The following is a 14,370-nucleotide window of genomic DNA, read 5'->3' as shown; positions in this document are numbered from 1 at the left end:
ATCGCCTTGGAGGGCTCATGACCACGTTTCGCAAATCCCGCACGGCGCTGGTGACCGGCGCGGGCGCCGCCGACGGCATCGGCGTCGCGGTGGCGCGCGCACTCGGCGACGCCGGGCTTGCGGTCGCGATCACCGCCTCGTCGCATCGCGTCGAGCAGCGCGCTGAAGAGCTGCGGGCGGAGGGGCTCGACGTTCGTGCGGTGGTGGCCGATCTGACGCGTGCAGCGGATGTCGAGCGGCTCTGCTCGGAGGTCGGCGAGATCGATATCCTCGTCAACAATGCCGGGATGGGAACGGTCGCTCAGCCGGCGCTGCAGCGGCGATTTCTCGATCTCAGCGAGCGCGACTGGGACCGCGGCATCGATGTCAGCCTGAAGACCACATTCCTTGCCACACGCGCATTTCTGGCCGGCATGGTAGAGCGCGGTCATGGACGCGTGGTGAACATGGCCTCGGTCACCGGCCCTTACGTCTCCAACGAAGGCGAGGCCGCTTATTCCGCCGCCAAGGCAGGCATGGTCGGGCTGACGCATGCGCTTGCGCTGGAGGTCGGCCGCAGCGGCGTCACCGTCAACGCCGTGGCGCCGGGCTGGATCGCGACGGGCGCCTCGACGCCGGAAGAGCTCGTCGCGGCGCAAAACACGCCGCTTGGACGCGCCGGCACTCCGGAGGAGGTCGCTGCGGCTGTGCTGTTCCTGGCGTCCGACGGCGCCAGCTATGTCAACGGGGCCGTCCTCGTCATGGATGGCGGCAACATCCTTCAGGAGCGCAAGGGCTGACCGCGAAGGTCAACCGTCGGCCGCCGCCATCGGCCGTTACTTGTTCGTGTCGGCAATCGCGTCCGGCACCACCACCAGCTTGCCGACGAAGTCCTTGGCCATGAAGTCGGTCTGGGCGCGGTGGAAGTCCGACAGCTTGTAGACGCCGCCGACCAGCGGGCGGATTTTCTTCTCCTCGATGTAGCGCACGATGCGGCGGAAATCGGCCCTGGTGCCCTGGCTCGATCCGTGCAGCTGAAGCTGCTTCAGATACATGGTGCGCAGGTCCAGCTGCACCACCGGCCCAGCGATGGCGCCTGCGGTGGTGTAGCGTCCCTCGGGCCGCAGGATGCGCAGCAGATCATTGAAGATGGCGCCGCCGACAAGATCGGCGACCACGTCGATGGGTTGGCCAGCGGTCGCTTCGTTGACGGCGGCAGGCAGGTCGGCCACGCCGCGCGTGATCACTTTCTCGGCGCCGATGTCGAGCACCGCTTGCTCCTTGCCCTTGCCGACCACGGCATAGGGAATGGCGCCCCGCGCCCGCGCCAGCTGCACGATGCCGGAGCCGACACCGCCGGAGGCGCCGGTGACCAGCACCCGTTCGCCGGCCTTCAAGCCTGCACGTTCCAGCATCTGCTCGCCGGTGAGATAGGCGCAGCAGAAGGTGGCGAGCTCGACATCGCTCAAATCGGTATTGACGACATGCGCGTTCTCGGCCGGCAGCGCCTGGTATTCGGCATAGCCGCCGTCACGGCCGTGGCCCATATAGTCGATGTCGGCAAGCGAATCGTCGTCACGGTTGTAGATGGAGAAGTCGACCATGACGCGTTCGCCGATGCGCTCGGCGGGTACGCCGTCACCGACGGCGACGATGGTGCCGACCGTATCGGTGCCCTGGATGCGAGGAAAGGTCAGCGTGTTGCCTTGCCGGCGCCAGGTCGATACCGCGGCCGCATCTTCTTCCGTGCCATAGGCGCCCTGGCGCACCCACACGTCGGTGTTGTTCATGCCGCAGGCGCTGACCTTGACCAGCACCTCGCCGGCAGCCGGCGACGGCACCTTCACATCGGTGCGGTAGACGAGTTTTTCCAGGCCGCCGTGGCCGGTGAGCTGCACGGCGGCCATCGTGGCCGGGACGGTTCTGGTCATGGCATTCATGTCAATCTGTTCCTTTGCCTTCGCGCAATTCCCCACGGAAAACCGTTTCACACCTTTCTTGGATTGCCTCAGAGGCTGGCAAACACGCTGTTCACGGCGTCGGCGGTCTTGGCGACGATGGTGTCGGCCTCCTCGCGCGTCAGGCAAAGCGGCGGCGCGAAGCCGAGGATGTCGCCCTGCGGCATGGCGCGGGCGATGACGCCGCTTGCCGCGAGCGCCGTGGCGATCTGCGGGCCCACTTTGAGCGCCGGATCGAAGAAGACGCGATCGTCGCGATCCCTGACGAACTCGACCGCAGCCAGCATGCCGTCGCCGCGGACCTCGCCGACGTTTCTGTGGTCGCCGACGGCCTTGGTTAGCTCGGCGCGGAAATAAGCGCCGGTCTCGCCGGCATTCCTCACCAGATCCATCTCGTCGATCAGTTCGAGATTGGCGACGCCCGCGGCGACGCAGATGGGATGCGCCGAATAGGTCCAGCCGTGGCCCAGCGAGCCCAGCTTGTCGGAACCCCTGACCAGCACCTGCCAGACCTTGTCGGAGACGATGACGCCGGAAAGCGGCGCATAGGCAGACGTCAGGCCCTTCGCGATGGTGATCAGGTCCGGCTTGATGCCGTAATGGTCGGAGCCGAACATGGTGCCGAGACGGCCGAAGCCGGTCACCACCTCGTCGGCGACAAGCAGCACGTCGTATTTGTTCAGCACTGCCTGGATCTTTTCCCAATAGCCGGCGGGCGGCGGCACGATGCCGCCGGTGCCGAGGATCGGCTCGCCGATAAAGGCCGCGACGGTGTCCGGGCCCTCGGCAAGGATCATCTCCTCGAGCTTGTCGGCGCAATATTGCGAAAACTGCTCCTCGCTCATCGAGCGGTCGGCGCGGCGGAAATAATAGGGGGCCTCGGTGTGCATGATCGGCGCGCGCGGCAGGTCGAAGGCGTTGTGGAACAGCTCGAGCCCGGTCAGCGATCCTGTCATGACGCCGGAGCCGTGGTAGCCGCGCCAGCGCGAGATGATCTTCTTCTTCTCCGGCCGACCGAGAACGTTGTTGTAATACCAGATCAGCTTGATGTTGGTCTCGTTGGCGTCGGAGCCGGAGAGGCCGAAATAGACCCTCGACATGCCCTTCGGCGCGCGGTCGATGATCATCTTGGCGAGCGTAATCGAGGCCTCGGTGCCGTGCCCGACATAGGCGTGATAATAAGCGAGGTTCTTGGCCTGATCGGCAATGGCATCGGCGATCTTGTGGCGGCCATAGCCGACATTGACGCAATAGAGGCCGGCAAAGGCATCGATGCTCTTCTTGCCGGTGTTGTCCCAGACGGTGACGCCTTCGCCGCCGGCCATGATGCGTGCCGGGGACTCGCCCCGCGCATGCGTGCCCATATGCGTCGAGGGATGGAAGAAGTGGTCGCGATCCCAGGCCGAAAGTTCGTTGGACTGTTCGAGCATCTTTTTTCTCCTTGCAGGGAATTCTTCCGGCGTGCGCTAGGCGACGTCCAGACAAAGGTATTTCAGATCGGTGAAGGCTTCGAGGCCATGGCGCGAGCCTTCGCGGCCGATGCCGGACTGCTTGACTCCGCCGAACGGGATCGGCGCGCCGGTGATCTTCACCCGGTTGAGCGCGACCATACCGTATTCAAGCGCGCGACCCATGCGCGCCTGGCGCGCGCCGTTCTCGGTCACGACATAGGCGACAAGGCCATATTCGGTAGCATTGGCGCGGGCGACGACTTCCGCTTCCTCGTCGAACGGGGTGACGGCGGCGACCGGGCCGAAGGTTTCCTCATGCATGATCAGCGCCTCGTCCGGCACATCGACGAGCAGCGTTGGCTGATAGAACAGCGGCCCGGCCGCATGGCGCTTGCCGCCGATGAGGCAGCGCGCGCCGCGAGCCAGCGCGTCTGCGACCTGCTCCTCCACCTTCTTGACGGCGCGCTCATGCATCAGCGGGCCGATATCGGCGTCGGGTGAAAGCCCGTTGCCGGTGCGCAGACGCTCGATGCGACGGGCGAGGGCGGCGCAGAAGCGGTCATAGATCTGGCGCTGCACATAGATGCGGTTGGCGGCAAGACAATCCTGGCCGGAGGTGGCGAATTTGGCGTCGAGGGCGATCGTCACCGCCTTTTCGATATCGGCATCACCGAAGACGATCAGCGGCGCATGGCCGCCGAGCTCCATGACCAGTCGCTTCATCGTCGGCGCGCTCTGCGCGGCAATCAGCCGGCCGACGTCGGTCGAACCGGTGAAGCTCATGGCGCGCACCCGGGCGTCAGCGCACATCGCGCCGACGATGGTGCGCGCATCCCCGGTGACAACGTTGAAGACGCCGGCGGGCAGGCCGGCACGCTCGCCGAGCTCGGCCAGCGCCAGCGCCGAAAGCGGCGTTTCCGAGGACGGATGCGCCACCACGGTGCAGCCGGCGGCAAGCGCCGCAGCGGCCTTGCGGGTGAGCATGGCCGACGGAAAGTTCCATGGGGTGACGACGCCGACGACGCCGAGCGGCTCGCGGCGAACGGTCATCTGAGCATTCGGCAAATGGCTGGTGACGCTTTCGGCATTGAGGCGCTTTGCTTCCTCGGCATACCACTCGACGAAGGAGGCGGCGTAGTCTATCTCGCCCAGCGATTCCTTTAGCGGCTTGCCCTGTTCAAGCGTCATCAGCAGCGCCAGGTCGTCCTTGGCGGCGACGATCAGCTCGAACCATTTTCGCAAGATTCCGGAGCGCTCCTGCGGCAGCGCGGAGCGCCAGGCCGGCAGGGCACGCGCTGCCGCGTCGACAGCCTCCGCCGTTTGGCTTGCGCCGAGGGCGGCAACGAAGGCGACTGTGGCGCCGGTGGCCGGATCGGTGACTGCGAAGCTCGCAGCCGAGTCGCCGGCGGTCCAATGGCCCCCGATATAGCCGAGATCGCGCAGCAGCCGGCGATCGGCGAGACGATCCAGTGCTTCGTGGCGGTGTGGGCGTGCAAAATGCGCGGACATCGTTTGTCTCCCGGTGCCAAGGCGATGCGGAGAGATTAGCCGCGCGACCGAGACAGAGAAGCTTTTTCGGCAGCCGCCAGGAGAGAGATTGTCTCCCATGGCCCGCCGGGCCAGACGATCTCTCCGGCTTCAGCCTGGCAACAGGTCGGCGACAGGCACCACGGACTCCTCCTTCACCGTCTTGGTGACGATGTAGGTGAAGTAGCGGTCGATGCCGATCTCGCGTTCCAGCAGGGCGTCGACCAGCCGCTGATAGGCGTCGATGTCCCGCGCCATCACTTTCAGCACATAGTCGACGCCGCCGCCGACCGACCAGCAGGCGACGATCTCGGGTACGTCGCGGATGACCCGCTCGAAACGGTCGAAATCGGCCTGCCGGTGGCTGGCCAGTGTCACCTCCATCAGCACGGTCGCCACCGGCGCGATCGCGCGCATGGTGATTGCGGCGTGGTAGCCGGAGACAATGCCGGCCTTCTCCAGCTTGCGCAGCCGCATCCAGCAAGGCGTCGGCGACAGGCCGACCTTCTCGGCCAGCGCCAGCTTGGTGATGCGCCCGTCGCGCTGGATGGCGTCAAGGATCTTGAGGTCGATCGGATCGAGTTTTGCTGCCGCCATGCCGGCTCCAGTTTTTGTTCCGGACACCATGACGATGCATTATTTCGATTGTCAATTGCACTGATTTCGATCTCTAATAAAGTCATGACATTATGGCAGCCAGATCCTGCGCTCATCCGCCGCCCGGCCTACCTCTCGCTGGCCGATCAGTTCGCGCGCGCCATCCATGACGGAAAGCTCGCCAATGGCGCGCGACTGCCGACGCACCGGCGGCTTGCCGACGACCTGAAACTTTCGGTCCAGACGGTCAGCCGCGCCTATGAGGAACTGATCCGCCGCGGTCTGATTGCCGGCGAGGTCGGGCGCGGCAGCTTCGTGCAGACGCAGCGCCGCGAGCCGGAGCCGCCCTACCTCCCGGAACGGTTGGGCGAGGTCATCGACCTCTCGATCCTGAAGCCGGTCTGCGAGCCGATGCATCTGGAGAAGCTGAAGCAGGCGTTGGGGTGGCTGGCCGAGAACCTGCCGTCGAGTTCGGCGCTGTCGTTCCGGCCGAACATGGTGTTCCCGCGTCATCGCACGGTGGCGGTCGAATGGCTGAAGCTCTGCGGCCTCGACGCCTCACCGCAGAACATCAGCCTCACCAACGGCGCCACCGCCGGCATGACGGTAGCGCTGATGAGCGTCGCACCGCCCGGCTCGACGGTCGCCACCGAGGCGATCGGCCACCACACGCTGGTGCCGCTCGCCCGCTACCTCGGCTTCAATCTCGAAGGCCTGCCGATCGACGACAACGGCCTGATCCCGGAAGCGTTGGACGAGGCCTGCCGTCTCTCCGACATTCGCGCCGTTTTCGTCCAGCCTTCGGTTATCAACCCGACGGCGAGCTTGATGGACGCCAGCCGGCGCGAGCAGATCGCCGCGGTCGCGCGCAAACATGACATCGCCATCATCGAGAACGACGTGCTCGGGCCGCTCGTCGAAGGCCGGCCTCCGGCGGTTGCCGCCTTCGCGCCCGAGCGGACGCTCTACGTCACCTCCTTCACCAAGATCACCGTGCCCGGCCTACGCATCGGCTATCTCGCGGTGCCCGACCGCTATGTTGCGGCGGTCGCCAATCGCCATCTCGTCTCGAACTGGATGGCGACGCCGATGGTGGCGGAAATCGCGACCCGGTGGGTGAACGACGGCACGGCTTTTGAGTTGGTCAACTGGCAACGCGGGGCGCTGAGACGCCGGCAGGAAATCGCAGCCGAAATGCTGGCCGGCGTCGACTATCGCTCCCATCGCGACGGGTTGCATCTGTGGCTCGAATTGCCGGGCGACCGCGCCGAGGAAAGCTTCGTTGCGCAGGCGCGCCTGCGCGGCGTGGCGATCGCGCCGGGCACGTCGTTCCGCATCGCCGACACGCCGTGGCATCCGGCCGTGCGCATCTCGCTCGGCTCGACCACCGAAGGGGAACTGCGCTCGGGCTTGAGCGTTGTCGCCAAGCTCCTGCTGGGCGATCCGGAGCATCTTCTGCTCGCCATCTGATGCAAAAGCGGATCGCCAATTGCCCTGAAATTGTGCAGCGCTCGAAAAATTGTCATGATATTATTTTCCTAATTGACATGATTTAGCGCGTTTCGCATCGTTAGGAGCATAGGCCGCTTCAGAACGGGGAAATGGATTGCCCGCGCCCATCATCAAGGTCGACGCCATTTCGAAGAGCTTCGGCGCCTTCAAGGTGCTGGACGGCCTGTCGATGCAGGTCATGCCAGGCGAGAAGCTGGCGCTGATCGGCCCATCCGGATCGGGCAAGACGACGATCCTGCGCATCCTGATGACGCTGGAAAAGATCGACGGCGGCCATATCCAGATCGACGGCGAGCAGCTCTATCACATGGAGCGCAACGGCCAGCTAGTGCCGGCCGACGAGCGGCACCTGGCCAAGATGCGCCAGAAGATCGGCATGGTCTTCCAACTCTTCAATCTTTTCCCGCACAAATGCGTCATGGACAATGTCACGCTGGCGCCGATGCTGACCAAGGGCGTGGCGCGAGCCGCCGCCGAAAAACGGGCGATGGAACTGCTCGACATGGTGGGCCTCGCCGATAAGGCGAAGAGCATGCCGGCACAGCTTTCCGGCGGCCAGAAGCAGCGCGTCGCGATCGCCCGCGCGCTGGCGCTGTCGCCAAAGATCATGCTGTTCGACGAGGTCACCTCGGCGCTCGACCCCGAGCTGGTCGAGGAGGTGCTCAATGTCATGCGCAAGCTCGCCGCCGAAACCGACATGACGATGTTGCTCGTCACTCATGAGATGGGCTTTGCCCACGACTTCGCCGATCGCGTGCTGTTCTTCGATCGCGGCAGGATCGTCGAGGAAGGCAAGCCCGATGAGATTTTCCGCCATCCCAAGCAGGAACGCACGCAGGGCTTCCTGAAGAAGATCATCGCGGCCGGACATCGCGTCTGACCGTCATGCCAGGGCGGCGAAGCCGTCCCGAAAGCCAGAAACGGGTGGCAAGGACGCCATCCGAACCGAGCGAACCAAGAAGAGAAACAAGGAGTTGGGAACGATGAAGAAACTTGGCATCCTGGCTGGCGTCGCCGGTCTCGCCGTAAGCACCATGCTGCTCGCCTCCGGCGCGCGTTCGGCAGACGACGCAAAGCTCGAGCAGCTCAAGCAGCAGGGCTTTGCCCGCGTCGCCATTGCCAACGAGCCGCCCTACACGGCGGTCGCCGCGGACGGCAAGGTCTCGGGCGCTGCACCCGACGTAGCGCGCGAGATCTTCAAGCGCCTCGGCGTCAACGATATCGTCGCCTCCATCTCTGAATACGGCGCCATGATCCCCGGCCTGCAGGCCGGCCGCTTCGACGTCGTCACCGCCGGCCTGTTCATGAAGCCTGAGCGCTGCGCGGCGGTCGCCTATTCCGAGCCGGTGCTGTGCGATGCGGAAGCGATGCTGGTGAAGAAGGGCAACCCGAAGGGTTTCAAGAGCTATGAGGACGTCGCCAAGGACACGTCGGCCACTATCGGCGCGCCGGGCGGCGGCACCGAGGAGAAGCTGGCGCTCAATGCCGGCGTGCCGCGCGACCGCGTCATCGTCGTGCCGGACGGCCAGAGCGGCCTGAAGATGGTGCAGGACGGCCGCATCGATGCCTATTCGCTGCCCGTTCTGTCGATCAACGACCTCATCAAGAAGGCCAATGATCCGAATCTCGAAGTGATCGCGCCGGTGCAGGGCGCGCCGGTCTATTGCGACGGCGCCGCCTTCAAGAAGGGCGACGAGGCGCTGCGCGATGCCTATGACGTCGAGCTCGCCAAGATGAAGAAGTCCGGCGAGTTCGCCAAGATCATAGAGCCCTACGGCTTCTCGGCCAAGGCGGCGATGTCGACGACGCGCGAGAAGCTCTGCGCGGCGAAGTAATCTCCCTTCTTCCCGCTTGCGGCGAGAAGGTCACTCGAAGAGCCGGATGAGGGGCGGCGCGCCAGCATTTCAAGGTCAGCGCTGCCCCTCATCTGCCTGACGGCATCTTCTCCCGTGGGCGGGGACAAGGCTGTCGCAGCCTCTCGCAACGACTGCAAACGTTAGGAAAATTTGAAACTCAATGACCCAGTGGTCCGGCTATCTCGGCCTGATATTGCAGGGAGCGCTTGTCACCATCGAGCTGACGCTGATGGGGTCGGTGCTCGCGCTCGTCATGGCCTTTCTCGCCGGCATGGGACGTGTGTCGCGCTTCTTCATCGTGCGCGCGATTGCCACGACCTATATCGAGTTCTTCCGCGGCACCTCGATCTTCGTGCAGCTGTTCTGGGCCTATTTCGTGCTGCCCTTCGCCGGTCTGTCGCTGACGCCTTTGCAGGCCGGCGTGCTGGCGCTGGGGCTCAATGTCGGGGCCTATGCGGCGGAAGTTGTGCGCGGCGCCATCCTGTCGATCGGCCGTGAGCAATATGAGGCCTGCACCGCGCTTAATCTCGGCCGCTGGCAAGGCATGCGCTACGTCATCCTGCCGCAGGCGCTGCTCATCATGCTGCCAACCTTCGGCAACAACGCGATCGAGCTGCTCAAGGCGACCTCGGTCGTATCGCTGATCTCGCTTGCCGATCTCACCTTCCAGGCGCAGGTGGTTCGCTCGCAGACCGGCAGCACGCTGATGCCCTTCGTCTCCGTTCTCGTCATCTATTTCGCGCTCGCGCTGATCATCTCCTGGGGCGTGCGCTCGCTGGAGCGCCGCATGGCGCGCGGTCTCGACGGAGTGCGTGTCTGATGGAATGGGCCCGCTAATGGAATGGGATTGGAACTTTGTCTGGGAGATCATGCCGACCCTGATCCAGGGGGTGAAGATCACGATCCTGGCGACCGTGCTCGGCTCGATCCTGGCCGGGATCGTCGGTCTGGCGATCGCGCTGGCGCGGCGCTCGCCTAACCGCACGGTGTCGCGCAGCGTCGGCTGGTTCGCCGAATTCATCCGCGGCACGCCGCTTCTGGTGCAGCTCTATTTCATCTTCTACGTCCTGCCCGATATCGGCATCCTGCTGCCGCCCTTGGTGGCGGGCGTCATCGGGCTTGGACTGCACTACGGCACCTATACGGCCGAGGTCTATCGCGCCGGCATCGACAATGTGCCGCGCGGCCAGTGGGAGGCTGCCAAGGCCTGCAATCTTAACGGCCGCCACACCTGGACGCATGTCATCCTGCCGCAGGCGATCCCGCCGATGATCCCGGCCTTGGCCAACTACTTCATCGCCATGTTCAAGGAGACGCCGCTGCTTTCGGCGATCACCGTGCTGGAGCTGATGAACCAAGCCAAGAGCGTCGCCAATACCTATTACCGCTACATCGAGCCGATGACGCTGGTTGGCGCCTTCTTCCTCGTCATCAGCCTCTGCTCCGTCGTGCTGTTGCGCTGGCTGGAGCGTCGTTACGGCAGGATCGAGAGATGAAAGTCATGAAACTGTTGCCCGAAATCGAGCTGGCATCGACCCGGCCCGCACTCGATGCGCGTCCGCTCGAAAAGCGCGTCGGGCTGATTGCTTTGGCCACCGATCATACCAGCGAGGTCGACTTCCGCCGCATGGTGGCGAGCGAGCGGATCGGCGTCTACGTCGCGCGCATCCCCTACGCCAATCCGACGACGCCGGACAATCTGCGCAAGATGCAGCCCTCGCTTTCGGCGGGCGCGGCACTGATCCTGCCGGACGAGACGCTCGATGCCGTCTGCTATTCCTGCACGTCTGCTTCCGTGGTGATCGGCGACGCCGAGATCGAGCAGGCGATCCAGGCGGCCAAGCCGAATGTTCCCGTGGTCACGCCGCCCATGGCCGGCGTGCGCGGCCTCAACGCTTTTGGCGTGAAGCGGATCAGCATTCTCACCCCTTACACTGTCGAGACCAGCCGGCCGATGGCCGCCTATTTCGCCGCGCACGGCTTCGACATCGAGAGCGTCACCTGCCTCGGCTTCGAGGACGATCGGGAGATGGCACGCATCGAGCCTACCTCGCTCGTCGATCTGGCGCGCAAGGCGACGCATGCGCAGGCGGATGCGCTGTTCGTTTCATGCACCGCGCTACGCGCGGCGCTCGCCGTTCCAGGCATGGAGGAGGCAATCGGCCGCCCGGTCGTCACCAGCAACCAGGCGAGCGCCTGGAACTGCCTGCGGCTTTGCGGCGACGACACGGCGCGGCCGCAGTTCGGCCGGCTGATGACGAAGCCATTGGCTCGGTGAGCGGCATGCCAATGAATCAAACGGAAGTCACGCTTCAGCATATCCGCGTTGCGCGCGAACGCATTGCCGGAAAGGTCGAGCGGACGCCGACTGTGTTGTCGCAAAGCCTCTCGGATCGGGCGGGACATCCCGTTCACCTCAAGCTGGAACATCACCAGACGACCGGCGCGTTCAAGCTGCGCGGCGCGTCCAACGCGATCGCCGCGTTGAGTCCGGAGGAAAGGTCGCGCGGCGTCGTCGCGGCATCGACCGGCAATCACGGCCGCGCGCTGGCCCATGCGGCGAAGCTCGAGGGCATGCGCGCGGTGATCTGCATGTCGAGGCTGGTGCCCGAGAACAAGCTCGACGCCATCCGGCGGCTCGGGGCAGAGATCCGCATCGTCGGCAACAGCCAGGACGATGCCCAGCAGCAGGTCGACAGACTGGTTGCGGAGGAGGGGCTGGTCATGCTGCCGCCCTTCGACCATCCGGACATCGCCGCTGGGCAAGGCACGCTGGGGCTGGAGATCTTGGAGCAGATTCCGGACGCAGCAAGCGTGCTCGTACCGCTCTCCGGCGGTGGCCTGACAGCCGGCGTTGCGGCGGCGGTCAAGGGGGTAAGCCCGGCCACCAAAGTCGTCGGCGTCTCGATGTCGCGCGGTGCCGCGATGAAGGCGAGCCTCGATGCCGGCCGCCCCGTGCAGATCGAGGAATTGCCGACGCTTGCGGACTCGCTGGGCGGCGGCATCGGCCTCGATAACCGGCTGACCTTTGCCATGTGCCGTGAGCTGCTCGACGACGTCATCCTGCTTTCCGAGGACGAGATCGCCGCCGGCATTCGGCATGCCTATGAGGAAGAGCGCGAGATCGTCGAAGGCGCGGGCGCGGTCGGCATCGGCGCGCTGCTTGCTGGGAAGGTCACTGCGAAAGGACCGGTGGTGGCCATCCTGTCTGGCCGCAACATCGACATGAGCCTGCATCGCCGCATCGTCTGCGGCGACGCTGCACTGACGGAGCGCCCTACATGAACCGCATGACCATCCTCACCGAAACCGAGCTGCGCAAGATCGTGACGCTCGATCTGGATGCGGTCGCCTGCGTCGAGAACGCCTTTCGGGCTTTGGCGACAATGCCGGTGGCGATGCCGCCGATCTTGAGGCTCGACATTCACGAGCATCGCGGCGAGGTCGACGTGAAGTCCGCCTACGTGCCCGGCATAGATGGCTTCGCCGTCAAGATAAGCTCCGGCTTCTTCGACAATCCGAAGCTCGGCCTGCCGAGCGGCGGCGGCATGATGGTGCTGCTTTCGGCCAAGACCGGTGTGGTCGAGGCGCTGCTGCTCGACAATGGCTATCTGACCGATGTCCGCACCGCCGCAGCCGGCGCGGTCGCGGCCAAGCATCTGGCGCGCGAAGACTCCAGCATAGCGGCGATCTTCGGCGCCGGTTTGCAGGCCGGCCTGCAATTGGAAGCGCTGCGCCTCGTCAGGCCGATCGCGGAGGCGCGCGTCTGGGCGCGCGATGCGGCCAAGGCCGAGGCGACCGCGGCCCGCTTGCGCAAGAGGCTGGGCATCATGGTGCGTGCCGAGCCGGATGCGGCGAGGGCGGCAGCGGGCGCCGACATCATCGTCACCACCACGCCTTCGACCGAGCCGCTGATCAAGGCCGGGTTCGTCTCGGCCGGCCAGCACATCACCGCGATGGGCTCGGATGCCGAGCACAAGAACGAGATCGCGCCGGCGATCCTTCGCCTGGCAGATCTCTATGTCGCAGACAGCGCGAAGCAGACGCGGCGCTTGGGCGAGCTTCACCACGCCATCGAGGCAGGGGCGATGGCGGCCGACGCGGAAGTCACTGAGCTCGGCCAGGTCATCGCCGGGAAAAAGCACGGACGACGATCGGCCGGCGACATCACCATCGCGGATCTCACCGGCACCGGCGTGCAGGACACCGCGATCGCCACCTTTGCCCGCGACCGCGCTGGGGCGGCGAAGACGGGAACGATTTTCGAAAGCTGAATATGGCCGCGAGGCCCAACAAACGAGGACCAACAAAATGCAGCCGAACCTGAAATTCTCGCGAAGCGAATTTGCCGATCGCCTGGCCAAGACGCGGAAAGCCATGGAGGCCAAGGGGGTCGATCTGCTGATCGTCAGCGATCCCTCCAACATGGCGTGGCTGACCGGCTATGACGGCTGGTCCTTCTATGTGCATCAGGCGGTCATCGTGCCGCCTTCGGGCGAGCCGGTCTGGTATGGCCGCGGCCAGGATGCCAACGGCGCCAAGCGCACCGCCTATCTCGCGCATGACAACATCATTGGCTACGCCGATCACTACGTGCAGTCGACCGAGCGGCACCCGATGGACCATCTCGCCAGCGTGCTTGCCGATCGCAGCTGGGACAAGCTGACCATCGGCGTCGAGATGGACAATTATTGGTTCTCGGCGGCTGCCTTCGCCTCGCTGCAGAAGCATCTGCCCAACGCCCGCTTCGTCGACGCCACCGCGCTGGTCAACTGGCAGCGCGCCGTGAAGAGCCCGACCGAGATCGACTATATGCGCAAGGCCGCCCGCATCGTCGAGGCCATGCATCAGCGCATCGTCGACAAGATCGAGGTCGGCATGCGCAAATGCGATCTGGTCGCCGAGATCTATGATGCCGGCACGCGCGGCGTTGAGGGCATCGGCGGCGACTATCCGGCGATCGTGCCGCTCTTGCCATCGGGCGCCGACGCCTCGGCGCCGCATCTCACCTGGGACGACCAGCCGATGAAGGCGGGCGAGGGCACCTTCTTCGAGATCGCCGGCTGCTACAATCGCTACCACTGCCCGCTGTCGCGCACCGTCTTCCTTGGCAAGCCGACGCAAGCCTTCCTCGACGCCGAGAAGGCGACGCTCGAGGGCATGGAGGCGGGCCTTGCCGCCGCCAAGCCGGGCAATGCCTGCGAGGACATCGCCAATGCCTTCTTCGCCGTGCTGAAGAAGTACGGCATCGTCAAGGACAACCGCACCGGCTACTCGATCGGTCTTTCCTATCCGCCGGATTGGGGCGAGCGCACGATGAGCCTGCGCCCCGGCGATCGCACCGAGCTCAAGCCCGGCATGACCTTCCATTTCATGACGGGTCTGTGGCTCGAGACAATGGGACTTGAAATCACCGAATCGATCCTGATCACCGAGACCGGCGTCGAGTGCCTGGCCAATGTGCCGCGCAAGCTGTTCGTCAAGGATTGA

The 14,370-nt window shown here is 65.1% G+C and carries 14 protein-coding genes; 10 read left to right on the top strand and 4 right to left on the bottom strand.

The genetic code is table 11. The features are described 5' to 3' along the window. The first annotated feature begins 17 nt into the window (after positions 1-17). On the top strand, positions 18-779 hold the full coding sequence (locus P9230_RS07475) for an SDR family NAD(P)-dependent oxidoreductase (protein WP_278118134.1): 762 nt from the start codon (positions 18-20) through the stop codon (positions 777-779). A 36-nt stretch (positions 780-815) separates the two neighbouring features. Here P9230_RS07475 and P9230_RS07470 read toward each other — a convergent pair whose 3' ends face one another. The 4 genes from P9230_RS07470 to P9230_RS07455 all read right to left on the bottom strand — a co-directional run bounded on the left by P9230_RS07470 (position 816) and on the right by P9230_RS07455 (position 5,512). Beyond that, positions 816-1,919: an alcohol dehydrogenase family protein gene (locus tag P9230_RS07470; protein WP_095800413.1), complete on the bottom strand. Its 1,104-nt coding sequence runs from the start codon at positions 1,917-1,919 to the stop codon at positions 816-818. A gap of 68 nt (positions 1,920-1,987) precedes the next feature. Beyond that, positions 1,988-3,367, bottom strand: coding sequence for an aspartate aminotransferase family protein (locus P9230_RS07465; protein ID WP_278118132.1), 1,380 nt, complete (start codon positions 3,365-3,367; stop codon positions 1,988-1,990). A gap of 36 nt (positions 3,368-3,403) precedes the next feature. Then, complete coding sequence (locus P9230_RS07460) at positions 3,404-4,897, bottom strand: NAD-dependent succinate-semialdehyde dehydrogenase (RefSeq protein ID WP_278118130.1); 1,494 nt, start codon at positions 4,895-4,897, stop codon at positions 3,404-3,406. A 129-nt stretch (positions 4,898-5,026) separates the two neighbouring features. Continuing rightward, entirely contained in the window at positions 5,027-5,512 is a 486-nt protein-coding gene (locus P9230_RS07455) for an Lrp/AsnC family transcriptional regulator (RefSeq protein WP_127216188.1), read from the bottom strand. A gap of 84 nt (positions 5,513-5,596) precedes the next feature. Between P9230_RS07455 and P9230_RS07450 the strand changes: the two genes are divergently transcribed. From P9230_RS07450 to doeA, 9 genes are all read left to right on the top strand, one after another. Further along, positions 5,597-6,982, top strand: coding sequence for a PLP-dependent aminotransferase family protein (locus tag P9230_RS07450; RefSeq protein ID WP_278118128.1), 1,386 nt, complete (start codon positions 5,597-5,599; stop codon positions 6,980-6,982). 136 nt (positions 6,983-7,118) lie between these two features. Beyond that, complete coding sequence (ehuA, locus tag P9230_RS07445; protein WP_067326178.1) at positions 7,119-7,904, top strand: ectoine/hydroxyectoine ABC transporter ATP-binding protein EhuA; 786 nt, start codon at positions 7,119-7,121, stop codon at positions 7,902-7,904. Positions 7,905-8,007: 103 nt separating this feature from the next. Next, positions 8,008-8,859: an ectoine/hydroxyectoine ABC transporter substrate-binding protein EhuB gene (gene ehuB, locus P9230_RS07440; protein WP_067326181.1), complete on the top strand. Its 852-nt coding sequence runs from the start codon at positions 8,008-8,010 to the stop codon at positions 8,857-8,859. 181 nt (positions 8,860-9,040) lie between these two features. Continuing rightward, positions 9,041-9,700 (top strand): ectoine/hydroxyectoine ABC transporter permease subunit EhuC, encoded by a 660-nt coding sequence (gene ehuC, locus P9230_RS07435; RefSeq protein WP_067326184.1) that lies wholly within the window; start codon positions 9,041-9,043, stop codon positions 9,698-9,700. Between the two features lie 16 nt (positions 9,701-9,716). After that, positions 9,717-10,376, top strand: a complete 660-nt coding sequence (ehuD, locus tag P9230_RS07430; protein WP_067002307.1) for an ectoine/hydroxyectoine ABC transporter permease subunit EhuD — start codon at positions 9,717-9,719, stop codon at positions 10,374-10,376. Between the two features lie 5 nt (positions 10,377-10,381). Beyond that, positions 10,382-11,158 (top strand): ectoine utilization protein EutA, encoded by a 777-nt coding sequence (gene eutA, locus P9230_RS07425; protein WP_067327080.1) that lies wholly within the window; start codon positions 10,382-10,384, stop codon positions 11,156-11,158. 11 nt (positions 11,159-11,169) lie between these two features. Beyond that, complete coding sequence (gene eutB / locus P9230_RS07420; protein ID WP_278118360.1) at positions 11,170-12,165, top strand: hydroxyectoine utilization dehydratase EutB; 996 nt, start codon at positions 11,170-11,172, stop codon at positions 12,163-12,165. Continuing rightward, positions 12,162-13,154 carry a cyclodeaminase gene (locus P9230_RS07415; RefSeq protein WP_278118125.1) on the top strand — a complete coding sequence of 331 codons (993 nt, stop codon included), beginning with the start codon at positions 12,162-12,164 and terminating at the stop codon, positions 13,152-13,154. Before eutB ends, P9230_RS07415 begins: the two co-directional genes overlap by 4 nt. 37 nt (positions 13,155-13,191) lie before the next feature. Further along, the gene (gene doeA / locus P9230_RS07410) at positions 13,192-14,370 is read left to right on the top strand and encodes an ectoine hydrolase DoeA (protein WP_127241150.1); all 1,179 of its coding nucleotides are present in this window, start codon (positions 13,192-13,194) and stop codon (positions 14,368-14,370) included.

The organism is Mesorhizobium sp. WSM4887 (assembly GCF_029625865.1).
Classification (GTDB): domain Bacteria; phylum Pseudomonadota; class Alphaproteobacteria; order Rhizobiales; family Rhizobiaceae; genus Mesorhizobium.
This window is presented reverse-complemented; position numbering and strand designations above follow the sequence as displayed.

Excerpts from the sequence above, each read along its gene's own strand:
- P9230_RS07465 (WP_278118132.1), bottom strand. The coding sequence starts at position 3,367 with ATGCTCGAACAGTCCAACGAACTTTCGGCCTGGGATCGCGACCACTTC.
- P9230_RS07470 (WP_095800413.1), bottom strand. The coding sequence starts at position 1,919 with ATGAATGCCATGACCAGAACCGTCCCGGCCACGATGGCCGCCGTGCAG.
- P9230_RS07475 (WP_278118134.1), top strand. The coding sequence starts at position 18 with ATGACCACGTTTCGCAAATCCCGCACGGCGCTGGTGACCGGCGCGGGC.
- eutA (WP_067327080.1), top strand. The coding sequence starts at position 10,382 with ATGAAACTGTTGCCCGAAATCGAGCTGGCATCGACCCGGCCCGCACTC.
- eutB (WP_278118360.1), top strand. The coding sequence starts at position 11,170 with ATGAATCAAACGGAAGTCACGCTTCAGCATATCCGCGTTGCGCGCGAA.
- P9230_RS07460 (WP_278118130.1), bottom strand. The coding sequence starts at position 4,897 with ATGTCCGCGCATTTTGCACGCCCACACCGCCACGAAGCACTGGATCGT.
- P9230_RS07455 (WP_127216188.1), bottom strand. The coding sequence starts at position 5,512 with ATGGCGGCAGCAAAACTCGATCCGATCGACCTCAAGATCCTTGACGCC.
- ehuC (WP_067326184.1), top strand. The coding sequence starts at position 9,041 with ATGACCCAGTGGTCCGGCTATCTCGGCCTGATATTGCAGGGAGCGCTT.
- P9230_RS07450 (WP_278118128.1), top strand. The coding sequence starts at position 5,597 with ATGACATTATGGCAGCCAGATCCTGCGCTCATCCGCCGCCCGGCCTAC.
- ehuD (WP_067002307.1), top strand. The coding sequence starts at position 9,717 with ATGGAATGGGATTGGAACTTTGTCTGGGAGATCATGCCGACCCTGATC.
- doeA (WP_127241150.1), top strand. The coding sequence starts at position 13,192 with ATGCAGCCGAACCTGAAATTCTCGCGAAGCGAATTTGCCGATCGCCTG.
- ehuB (WP_067326181.1), top strand. The coding sequence starts at position 8,008 with ATGAAGAAACTTGGCATCCTGGCTGGCGTCGCCGGTCTCGCCGTAAGC.
- P9230_RS07415 (WP_278118125.1), top strand. The coding sequence starts at position 12,162 with ATGAACCGCATGACCATCCTCACCGAAACCGAGCTGCGCAAGATCGTG.